8 protein-coding genes and 1 CRISPR repeat array are annotated in these 10725 nt (G+C 51.7%); of the genes, 2 read left to right on the top strand and 6 right to left on the bottom strand.

Going from position 1 to position 10725, the window contains the following annotated elements:
• Nucleotides 1-7: 7 nt before the first annotated feature.
• Nucleotides 8-694, bottom strand: coding sequence for a hypothetical protein (locus JOD20_RS20735; RefSeq protein WP_204757103.1), 687 nt, complete (start codon nt 692-694; stop codon nt 8-10).
• Nucleotides 695-720: 26 nt separating this feature from the next.
• Nucleotides 721-1683 (bottom strand): hypothetical protein, encoded by a 963-nt coding sequence (locus JOD20_RS20730; RefSeq protein ID WP_204757102.1) that lies wholly within the window; start codon nt 1681-1683, stop codon nt 721-723.
• A 307-nt stretch (nt 1684-1990) separates the two neighbouring features.
• A CRISPR array of direct repeats spans nt 1991-3069; the repeat unit is 37 nt; unit sequence GTTTCAATCCCCTCGCCGTCGGGGCGCTGGTTCTAAC.
• 79 nt (nt 3070-3148) lie between these two features.
• Between JOD20_RS20730 and JOD20_RS20725 the strand changes: the two genes are divergently transcribed.
• A complete protein-coding gene (locus JOD20_RS20725) occupies nt 3149-5047 on the top strand; it encodes a WYL domain-containing protein (protein ID WP_239583987.1) in 1899 nt (632 codons plus the stop codon).
• A gap of 41 nt (nt 5048-5088) precedes the next feature.
• Here the strand turns inward: JOD20_RS20725 and JOD20_RS20720 are convergent, their stop codons facing one another.
• Genes JOD20_RS20720 through JOD20_RS20705 form a run of 4 tightly spaced genes read right to left on the bottom strand, consistent with a single transcriptional unit; the run spans nt 5089 to nt 8396 of the window.
• Nucleotides 5089-6405: a cytochrome P450 gene (locus JOD20_RS20720; RefSeq protein WP_204757101.1), complete on the bottom strand. Its 1317-nt coding sequence runs from the start codon at nt 6403-6405 to the stop codon at nt 5089-5091.
• A 19-nt stretch (nt 6406-6424) separates the two neighbouring features.
• A complete protein-coding gene (locus JOD20_RS20715; RefSeq protein WP_204757100.1) occupies nt 6425-7537 on the bottom strand; it encodes a hypothetical protein in 1113 nt (370 codons plus the stop codon).
• A gap of 9 nt (nt 7538-7546) precedes the next feature.
• Nucleotides 7547-8023 (bottom strand): hypothetical protein, encoded by a 477-nt coding sequence (locus JOD20_RS20710; RefSeq protein ID WP_204757099.1) that lies wholly within the window; start codon nt 8021-8023, stop codon nt 7547-7549.
• 1 nt (nt 8024) lies between these two features.
• Complete coding sequence (locus JOD20_RS20705) at nt 8025-8396, bottom strand: helix-turn-helix domain-containing protein (RefSeq protein WP_204757098.1); 372 nt, start codon at nt 8394-8396, stop codon at nt 8025-8027.
• Nucleotides 8397-9007: 611 nt separating this feature from the next.
• On the opposite strand from JOD20_RS20705, the gene JOD20_RS20700 reads away from it, so the two are divergent.
• Entirely contained in the window at nt 9008-10696 is a 1689-nt protein-coding gene (locus JOD20_RS20700) for a hypothetical protein (protein ID WP_239583986.1), read from the top strand.
• Nucleotides 10697-10725 lie beyond the last annotated feature (29 nt).

The following is a 10725-nucleotide window of genomic DNA, read 5'->3' as shown; positions in this document are numbered from 1 at the left end:
CGCAACCTTAATAGGGCGGCTCGGCAGGGCCGTTATAGCCGCACATCCCCACGCGCGGCGAGTTGACCGCCCGGATGACCTCGGCATCATCATCCGCCGCGTCACGATAGATCGCGGCATGGACATCGCAGCGTGGCTCCCACTGATTGTCTGCACCGAAGCACCACGCACAGAACCATACCGCTGGCTGCTGGCAGACCGTACAGCGTTCGTCCGGTGGCTGATTGCGCATCAAGCGGGCGATGGGATACGGAGTCAAGGCCGCGCCATGGCGAATGCCGAGGCAGGTGATCGTCGTTTCCGAGGATGTCCCAAAATCATAGACATGGGTCAGGGTGCTGCCCGGCTGAAACACTGTGTGGATAGGGTGCTCGAAGGCGAGTTCGGCCCCCCGTCGCCCATGCGAAAATTGACTCAGATGCTCGCAGCATTCCAGCCAGATCGCCCGCAGATAGTGATCGAGGTCGTGCAACCGCGCCGTACCCGTCACCGCAAGATCCAGCCAAAAGAAGGGGGTATGGGCATCCTGTGCCCGGAGATGGTAGATCGTGTCGCGGGTGCTGGTGCGCTGGTCAGCGGCGGCAATCGCGGCCTGATAGGGAGCACATCCGGCAAGATGGGCGATCACACGTGCTGGGGTGGTGACCCCGCCACACCATGCACAGATCCCGGGGTTCGGTCGTCGTCGTGGCATGCCATTATCCTCCGTCGCACGCGACGCTAGCGGGGAATCAAGGGGGTGAGGCTGTCTGGCAGCGCCACCGCGCCGATGCCGCAGCCGCCATAGAGCGACCATGCCGCCATCTCCTGAAGGCGGGCACGGAGTGCCAAACAATCCCCGATCACATCGTGGGTCGGCACCAGCGGCTCCCAGCGGTAGCGCCTTCGGCGGTCATCCCAATTCCCAAACCAGTCGCTATAGGGTTCCAGCAGATCGCACCAGGTGGCATGATCGAGCAGAAGACCCGGGTCATGATCGCGCATATCGAGACTGTTAATGAGGGTGTCGATGTCGTCCTGGTCCGCCACGAGGACGGTCTTCCCGTGGACGATGGCGGCAAGGGCGGGCACAACCTCGGTGAGATCGGGAGCATCGGCATCGATGGCCAGCGTGCTCTCATGGAGCGCAACGGCGGGTCGTTCTGGTTCCCACAGCGGCGTGACCCGTTGCCGCAGGAAGACTGTGCCCGTGTGGTCAATCACGCCAAGTTCGAGAATATCGGGATCATCGTCGTCGGTGGTCTTCAACGCCACGATGACACACGCCGCGAGCCACGCCTGTGCCTGAGCGCGAAGTGCCTGCACGGCAATCCGGCGTTCTTCGGCAGCACAGGCCGCGAAACAGGCCGCACATACCGGAGCGGGTGGTTCCGCACGATCCGTGCGCAAGGAGTCAAGGATGATGCGGTGATCATGGGTTCCCATCGTGCCACATGCGGCACAGGCGATGGGCGGTTGGTGCGTCGTGGTGCTGCGTGGAATGGCGGAAGACGACTGGCGGGGCACGGCGTGGTGGCGATCATAGAGATAGATGGGTTTGCGCTGTTTAGGCCGAACGATAACGGCGACAGGATCGCCCGGTATGAGGCCACACGCCGTGAGGTGGGTCTTGGTGACGTAGTGATCCGGTTTGGCGGGGTCATCAACCCCCGTGAAGCGCTGGAGTGGGAGGTCAGGTCGCATACATGGACTCCCTGCATGGCCCGGTGGGTCGTGTCGAAACGATGCCCACCGGGATAGCGGTGTTGGTTGACGCAGTATACCGCAGAACGCGGTCAATGGCGATGGGGAGCGTTTCCTACGCGAGGATTGTCCGTGCATCAGCCAACGCGGCGACGAAGCACACCGATGGGCTACCGCTGCGCGGGATTGCGGGCAGCATAACGGGCGATGGATCGGGTCGGCCCACAAAAAAACCACGCCTTGCGTGGTGATCGGCCAGCGGCGGCGCGAATCAGCGAAAAAACCTGCCAAAACCCCTCAGGAATTCGTCCAGCCCTCCTCGCCGTCGGGGCGCTGGTTCTAACTCGCACAGGGTACGCAAGAACTCGCCATATGAATATGTTTCAATCCCCTCGCCGTCGGGGCGCTGGTTCTAACGCTAAAGCAGTGATTGATGACGCTAATTACCTTCAAGTTTCAATCCCCTCGCCGTCGGGGCGCTGGTTCTAACAAAGCAGCTGGTGCAACAATGCGCACTCACACACATCCAGTTTCAATCCCCTCGCCGTCGGGGCGCTGGTTCTAACTTCACTGCTCGGATTTTTTCGATCCGGATGAGATTGTTTCAATCCCCTCGCCGTCGGGGCGCTGGTTCTAACCGTTCCCAGAAGAATTGAACAAGGCCATTGAAGATGCTGGTTTCAATCCCCTCGCCGTCGGGGCGCTGGTTCTAACGTTTTATTACTGGTGCCGTAATAGGTTTCTTGGTGATGTTTCAATCCCCTCGCCGTCGGGGCGCTGGTTCTAACAAGGTGGCTATAAGTATGAACTAGCTTGCGTTTCTGCGCGTTTCAATCCCCTCGCCGTCGGGGCGCTGGTTCTAACCGGGTTAACTTCCGAAACGTCTTCGGGCAAGCAATTAGTGTTTCAATCCCCTCGCCGTCGGGGCGCTGGTTCTAACGCGTTCCTGGCTCTCGCTCTGCTGATCGCACTCGTGTTTCAATCCCCTCGCCGTCGGGGCGCTGGTTCTAACACTAATATTGTAAATGAGTTCCGGTTCAATCTACAGTTCGTTTCAATCCCCTCGCCGTCGGGGCGCTGGTTCTAACGTAGAGATGTACAACGGATGGCGGTCAATCCGGGTGGGCGTTTCAATCCCCTCGCCGTCGGGGCGCTGGTTCTAACTACTCAGAACTCTGATGAGTTTATGGCTGTTATCAGTTTCAATCCCCTCGCCGTCGGGGCGCTGGTTCTAACTGCAACATATTCGCTCGATGTGGTGAATGGTGGAGTCATGTTTCAATCCCCTCGCCGTCGGGGCGCTGGTTCTAACAACGATTCAGAACTTAAGTTCTCAAAGCATACTTAAGGTTTCAATCCCCTCGCCGTCGGGGCGCTGGTTCTAACTCCTCTGTGTCCACTTTCGGAATGCGAGCAGCTCCCCGCGTGGATTGCCAGCCGAGATGCATGCCACGCGATTTGTGCCATGCACCACAAGTATAATTATGGTAAACTTGAAGCGGTTGCATCGATCATTCCCTGTCCAATCAAAGGTCGTGTTATGCCCTATTCTCCCATGCCTGTCAAGATCCTCACCGCCCACGCGTTTGCGTCCGTTCCCATTCGCACCTTGCGCACGCTGGCCCATTATACCCACTATAAACGCCCTGCATCCCAAACCCGTGCGGGCCTTGCCACCGACCTGCTGTGCCATTGGACAACGCCGGCATATCGTCGCCTTGTCCGGCAATCCTTGACCGCTGCCGATTATGCCCTGCTCTACGCCCTGTGGCATGGGGATCACCCCCTGCCTGATCCTGATACCCTTGATCTCTGGCGCTGGCAGGCTCCATGGCCAGCCCTTGCCAGCCTTTCCTCGCTCCAACGACTGGCCGTCTTGGGCTTCCTCCTGCCCATCCGCACCCAGTTGGGCCGCCAAACCGTGCTGCTTCGCGATACGACCCGCTGGCTGCGGCGGATGCGGCCTGTTCCTGCACCGCCCGCCCCTGCATCGTTCCAATCGCTCTTTCAGGCGGTCGCCGAGGTGCTCATCCAAGGGTCGATTCAGCCGCTGCCTGCTGCCACCCCCGGCTCACTGGCCCGCACACTGGCCCAGTCCGCAGGCTGGCTCGTACTGCGACTGGATCAGTGGCGCACGACACCACGCGGGATTGCGTGGATACAGGCCAGCCTCGCCGAGCAGGAACGGCTGCTCCAGCACCAGCTTGTGCGCTGTTCCCCGCCGGACAGTGGCCTGCCTGCGTGGCGCAATCCCGATTGGGCGACGCTCTGGCAGGCCTTTGCTGCGCTCATGCACGATCACGCACCACGGCGGCTGTGGGATGTGCTGGCGTTGCTCTGGGCGCATCCAGCGTGGGGCACGCTGCCCGACGACCAGCGTGGGCGGCTGTTTGGCCAGTGGCTGCGGCAGGTACTCCAACCAGCGGGGGTGGTCAGTCTCGCGCAGGGCTGGGTGTTCTGGCATGGCTGGGCAGCGGTGACGGTGACTGCACCCCCGTTTGATGGACTCTTACTACCCGCCACGCCTCACCTGCCCCCGCTACTGCGGTGGTGGGCGACTTATTGGGGCCAACCGACGCAGCATGGCTGGCGCATCAGCGTGGCAGCGGTGACAGCACGGGTGCAGCAGGATGGCGATCTGACGGGGGTGTGGGAGCCACTGGATGCGTGGTATGCCGTCCGTCCGACGGCAGTGGAATCCGTGGTGGCCACGGTAGCATCGCGACCGCGCGTGCGGCTGCGGCAGGTGACGTTGGTGGAAGGCAGTGCTGAGGCGTTGACGGTGTTGGAGCAGCAGCGGGGCATGCAGGGCGTGGTGCAGGCGGGCTGGACGGCAACCCACCGGGTGATTTCGGCGGGAGCAGCGGCCCAGGTCGCGCGGGCCGTGGGGTTGCCGTCGCCGCGCGATCCTGCCCCGTCCCGTGAGGTCGAAACGCTGGTGCTGGCGTTGCGGATTGCGGCGCAGCAGGTTCCGCGCTATGCGGCGGCGTTTCAGGCACAAGCGCAGCAGTTGCTCGCCGAGCTATCGTTTGCGCAGCGTTGTGTGCTCGACGAGCAATGGGAGGGGGTGCATTCCAGTCTCACGCCGCCGCTGGCTACCGATATGGAACCGCTGGCCGTTGGGCAGCAGCCACAGGCCACGATCACGGTCGAACAGACACGACAGGCGGTGCAGCAAGCGATTCGTTCTGGCCAAACCCTGACGGTGCGTTATTACACGCCGTCAGCGCATCGGATCACCACGCGCACGATACGCCCGCTCGAACTGACCAGTACCGGGGTGCGTGGCTGGTGTGAATTGCGGCAGGAAGAGCGGGCCTTTCGCTTTGATCGGGTGTTGGCGATTGCGGCGGATACGGGCTAATTGCGCGGATGAAGTGATACTCGTATGCTAGGACATAATATCTACCATGGTGTGATACGACCAAAAATTCCATTACTTGGCGTGAGTGTTATAAGTGGACGAATTGTTGGTTCACCCATCCCCTGCCAATAAATGTGACCATGTTGTATTACCGTTGCTAAAACAACAATCATCTCTACCATAGCGAGATGATTTCCCAAGCAAATATGAGGCCCATCACCAAATGGTATATAGGCTCCTCGAGGAACATTAGTAGAATCATTTAAAAATCGCGTTGGATCAAAAATTGTAGGATTTTCCCAGTAGATGGATCTTCTATGGACAATATAAGGTGAAATACCAACATTTGAACCTGATGGAAGATGCCAGCCGTCAGGCAAGGTAATATCGTGCATTACACGTCGATTTAGAATATACGCTGCGGGGTAGAGACGAAGCACTTCGTGCACAACGGCCCGACAATAAGAAAGTTTTGGAATCGAATCTTGGCTTACTGGATTAGTGCCTAACACAGCATCAATCTCTTCTTTTAGTTTGTAAATTACATGAGGATGAGTTGAAACAAGATACCACATCCAGGTCAGTGTGATCCCAACTGTTTCATGTCCTGCAAAAATCGTAGTTGCTAACTCATCGCGGATTTGTTGTCGATCTGTGTGAGTCGTTAAAAGATGATTCAAAACATCATCATCTGGGGTTGGATTTATATTGCGTTGATCAATCCAAGAAAAGAGAAATTTATCAAGCTCATTTATAGTCTGGTTTAGATGACGTGTATGTTTGTTTAGAAATGTCCATGGTAATTCAAAAAGTCGCGTTGATTGATAGACTATGGCTTCCGTCAAGCTATCGATCAATGTACGAAAACGAGGAACTGTGTCACTAATATCCTCCGAGAAAAGCTTATAACCAATGTTTCTTAGGGCAAGCTCCATCATCAAAGGTAATATATCTATCGCCTTATCACCAGGAATACGCGAAAGAATATTGGATGTGATTTTAACAAACGTCGGAATAAGTATTGGAATAGTAGATCTTTGAAAGGATGGCATTATTCGCGCACGTTGCGGTTTGTGAAGCTGATTGAGTGCATTCAGTGTCCCATTACCCAACAGTGGGAAAAGAGTTTTCCTAATACGAGGAACTTTTTCTGTAGCATCATTATGTAGGGCAAGAAAGGAATGAATAAGCTCTGCATTATTCAGCATAACAACATCATGTGGCCCAATCGAAAACATTCCTATTTCACCACACTGTTCTTCAATACGCTGAAATAACCCCAACCTTTCTCGTTGAAAGGCCATGAGGTGTCCAATGAACGGCAAACCCTCTAGTTTAGGGATATTCCTTTGAGTCATAATATAAACTCGTTTTCTACTAAATAGTTAGTGATGTCTTCAGATTTGCGGCCATATACTTAGCAACCTTAATATTATGGGTAAATAAGTCGTCAACAGGCCGAATGGGATGAATTCCAGAAGATTTGTAAAGCTTGTTATCTTTGAGTATACGACATAAAAGTAGAGCTTCATCCTCAGCAGTAACAATATTTAAATGATGGCTATAGATAATTCTTCTTGCATCACTAATTTCGGTTAATATAGAAACTTGCATCATATCAATATCGTCATAATCTAGTGGAAAATGAACATTTGGAACTATCTTTATTATAATTTTATGAAGATATTCTAGAAAATCTTGATTCACCTTCTGTCTTCTATTAATAAATTTATTAAAAGGCTTCATTATAAAATTTAAAAGCTTATCCGTTCCCATAAATCCTACACAAAACAACATACCGAATAAAGGTATTAATATATAATTTGATAAATTACTAATGATTATATTAATATTATTATAATTATAGTAATTGATTTTGATAAAAATATTTAAAAGACTAGATATGCAAACTAAAACACCAACTGAATAGGCCAATACGCAAAGTAATCTTCTTGCAATATATATTATATCTTTATAATGACCTAAACTGTTCCATAATATTGGTATGGCAATGCTTGCAAAAAATAAAAGATTTAAATGATAAGCAACGTAAGAAATAAAATAAAATATATCAATATTATTTGGAAGATAAATTATATCGATAGAAAAGAAATTATTTCTTCTACTATAGTCTGCAAATACTATAACTATTGTAGATATTAACGTAAACCAAAAATGTTTCCCAAAGAAATTAAGCGATCTTTGTGAAATAATTTCTGATATTGCCCCCAATCCTATTGCTGCACACCATAAAAAGCTTATTGCTCCTATTGTAAAAAACCACCATGGAATATCAATATTATTTCTTTCAAAGGAAAGCTTTATCGTCCAGATTAGTAAAAGTGTATCGGCTACTATTGCTTGTTTAAAAGCGGATCTGTTTTTTAAGTCTAAAGAACTTTCTGCTGATTCTTGGTTAAATCGGTAGATAAACAATATTAAACCAAGTGCTATCAATAACGCATTAATAACGGCGCTTATGCCGAGCATTGCTAACTCCTAACGAAACATATGACGAACATGAGGGGGTATTGTAGACTCATATCTATAGTCAGCTGCCAGCAAGAAACGCCCAATATATTCTGCTTCTTGCTCCTGTCTGGACTCGTATCTATTATCTCTATATAAGACTATCTTTGCAAAATCTTCCAAATTAAAATTATCTAAGGAAGGTGTATCTGATCCAAATGATACTAGAGGAATATGTCCAGCTAATAGGTGACCCATTTCATGGGTGCATATAGCTTTGACTAGTACATCATCAACATTAGCTGCAATCACAATCAGATCAACATCTGCTAAACCAACAACAAAACCATTAATACTATTAGGTATAGTAGCTCGTTGAATTAACAGGGGCTTGTTTCGGATCTGTTCAATAAAACATCTTATTGAATCTATTGAAAAGTCTTTTCCGAGTTCATCTATAATTTTAAGAGTGAGGGTTTTTATCTTAGAAAAACTTTGAATTGACATGTTAGTCTTTAGGTCTTAAAGATCGGATCAGTGCAGCAAGCTTTTGTTGAACATCTGGTAATACACCTGAAGATCTTAATGCAATTTGCATCATCATTTCTGGATCAACAGATTCTTCATTTGTGTTTTCTGCCAACTCAGGAAAAAAATACGAAGGAGGAACGCGAAAAAATCGGCAAAGAGCCAGTAGCGTATCTCTACCTGGATTGGCTATCTTACCTTTACGTAAACGAGAAAGATGAGAAGTTTCAATCGCATTATCTAAACTATCGCAAACTTCTTTATTGGTATATTCACGACCATCAGGACGCAAATGTGAGCTAAATAGATTGTTTATTAAATCTGCGACAGTGATGTCTTCGGAATTATCCATTGGGAACCTCAAAAAATGGATGATAGTTTACACGATTGACAAAATACAATAGGCTACCTATAATTGGTCAAAAGCATTAGTAGTCTCATCCTACCCTCAACCTGAAATAATGTCTACATGCATTGATTATGCACCTAAACAATAAAACGTCCCTGATCATACCATTAGTGGATATATTGATCAAAGCCCATAATCGCAGGCATATAAAAGCGATTTTGATAGAGGGGATGCTATCAAAACTTACTTCGCAATTTAGTGCAAGTAGTGTTATACTTGCCTTCACGTTTTAAGCAAAGTTTTTTATTTAGATAAGTCCTAACAAAGAATACTCTTGAGGAGACAAAGATTAGCAGATAGTGCTATATCCTGCCGTATATAATACGGGTCTGTTGGCCTTACAGACATATAAATGAGGCTAAAAACAGAAAAGAACGCGTTTACGTGCGGCCAAGCTGTTTTCGCGTTCTCCTGTATGAGTTGTACTCCCTTTCGGGAGGTATTTTGCTGCCTTTGAGTATACGCTGACATCATGAAAATGTCAAGCCTTCCAAAGGTGGTAAGGGATCGTATACCCTATGCCATCAACCCACCCGAGCGGTGGGGCGGAGGTCATGCGCAATCCCGCATGGCTGGCCGCACCTGACCGTTCATATCTCTGGTTCCCGACCAAATTAGCGGAAACCCTTGCTCATGCCCCGCTCGCGCTTGGCATCTATGCCCTGATTGCGCGGCGCTGGCTCGTTACCCATACCCCCGTTGCCCTGTCCGCTCACGATATTCAGGCCTATGACCCATCACTGACCCGCGCAAAGATTCGCACGGCCTTGGCCCAGCTCATGGCTGGCCACTGGCTCGCCATTCCATCCGAGCCACAGCACGGCTGCAAAATCGCCTATGTGCCGACGTGGGGCTGGCAACGTGAGGGCGTGCGTCACTGGGAAATGACGCAATCCTTCAATCGGGGCCGCGTGGCGACGCATCGGCTTGACCGCACGATCCTCGACCACTACCTTGGCCGCATCGAGCCACGCCCGCACGGCCAGCCTCTGATTACGCGCTATCTGACCACGCCAGCCCTGACCTTGACCGATGTGGGCGTGTATATGTTGCTCGTGGCCGGAATCCCGCATCGTCATAGCACGGCCACACTCCAGCGTCGTGGCTTATGTCACCAAAACGTGCCACTCGCCGTGCCAAGCATTACGGAGATTCTGGCGCAGGGGACGATGAGTCTGCACGGTGCACAGCGTTTGCAGCTCGTTCCTCGCGGCGGCGTTATGCGGCCCAGCGACCCTGATCCGCGGCCCACGCTTTTTTTTGTGGAACCGGACCTGGCGACGATCATGGTGATGACCATGGCGACGAACCTGGCGATGACAGACAGGGTGTCCGAGGACGGTTTTGACGCATTAGAAAGCGAAAAAATAGCGGTCGCCAGTGAACAATGGAACGTCACAGGCAGATCATGCAGAATAGACAGAGAAGATCAACCACCAGAAACCGATCTGCATAGCATACAAAACGGTGGTGGAGTCTCTTTTTCTGATAGGAATAACGAACGAATAGAACGTGAATCCGAACCGGATGTTCTGGAACCCAAAACCAGAACAGTTCCGGCGGCGCGAAACATTATGTCAATTCCAGATACCCCGCAGGTTGCACTCCTACGGTCACTGGCGATTCGGCCTAAACAACTTGCCGAATTTGCTGCTATCGATTTGGCCATGCTGGAAACCGTGGTGACCGATGCTCGCCAGCGCACGGGCATCCGTGATATCGGCGGGTGGGTTGTCAGTATTCTGCGGGATATTCAGGACTACGGCTGGGAACCCGCTGCCGCCAAGTGGCAGATCGATCAGCCACGAGACTTCGCAGCCTCGCTCTCACGGTGGACCACGGCATTGGGCCTTGATGAACCTGCCGGAGCGGATTCCGAGGACGCTGCCGGAGCGGATTCCGAGGACGCTGCCGACCCTTCCATCGAATCTGATCCACCGTCCGTCACGGTTGACTGGGCGGCGCTTGAACCCGTGTTCCTGAATCCGGCGACCGATCTATCGCAGCTTCCTGTCTATTTACGTCAGTTGTCTGCGCCGCCATGGATACCAAAATCGCTCTGGGATCGAATCCGCCCTTCGATCCAGTGGTTGCTCGTGGGTAGCCGACTGGATGTTCGGGGTCGGCTCGATCGAACGAGCATTATCGCAAGCGATAGCGTTCGCCAAAATCAACTTGCTGATCCTTCCTATCGCACGGTGCTTCCGGCTTTGATTCACGCCTGCGAAGCCCTGCGGGAGTAACACAAATGCTGATAGATAGTGCGCCCCTT

Origin of the sequence: Herpetosiphon giganteus (assembly GCF_016907925.1) — a bacterium.
GTDB lineage: Bacteria > Chloroflexota > Chloroflexia > Chloroflexales > Herpetosiphonaceae > Herpetosiphon > Herpetosiphon giganteus.
The sequence above is the reverse complement of the archived record's forward strand: the minus strand, read 5'-3'. Positions and strand labels throughout refer to the sequence as shown.

Excerpts from the sequence above, each read along its gene's own strand:
- JOD20_RS20735 (WP_204757103.1), bottom strand. The coding sequence starts at position 694 with ATGCCACGACGACGACCGAACCCCGGGATCTGTGCATGGTGTGGCGGG.
- JOD20_RS20730 (WP_204757102.1), bottom strand. The coding sequence starts at position 1,683 with ATGCGACCTGACCTCCCACTCCAGCGCTTCACGGGGGTTGATGACCCC.
- JOD20_RS20725 (WP_239583987.1), top strand. The coding sequence starts at position 3,149 with ATGCACCACAAGTATAATTATGGTAAACTTGAAGCGGTTGCATCGATC.
- JOD20_RS20720 (WP_204757101.1), bottom strand. The coding sequence starts at position 6,405 with ATGACTCAAAGGAATATCCCTAAACTAGAGGGTTTGCCGTTCATTGGA.
- JOD20_RS20715 (WP_204757100.1), bottom strand. The coding sequence starts at position 7,537 with ATGCTCGGCATAAGCGCCGTTATTAATGCGTTATTGATAGCACTTGGT.
- JOD20_RS20710 (WP_204757099.1), bottom strand. The coding sequence starts at position 8,023 with ATGTCAATTCAAAGTTTTTCTAAGATAAAAACCCTCACTCTTAAAATT.
- JOD20_RS20705 (WP_204757098.1), bottom strand. The coding sequence starts at position 8,396 with ATGGATAATTCCGAAGACATCACTGTCGCAGATTTAATAAACAATCTA.
- JOD20_RS20700 (WP_239583986.1), top strand. The coding sequence starts at position 9,008 with ATGCGCAATCCCGCATGGCTGGCCGCACCTGACCGTTCATATCTCTGG.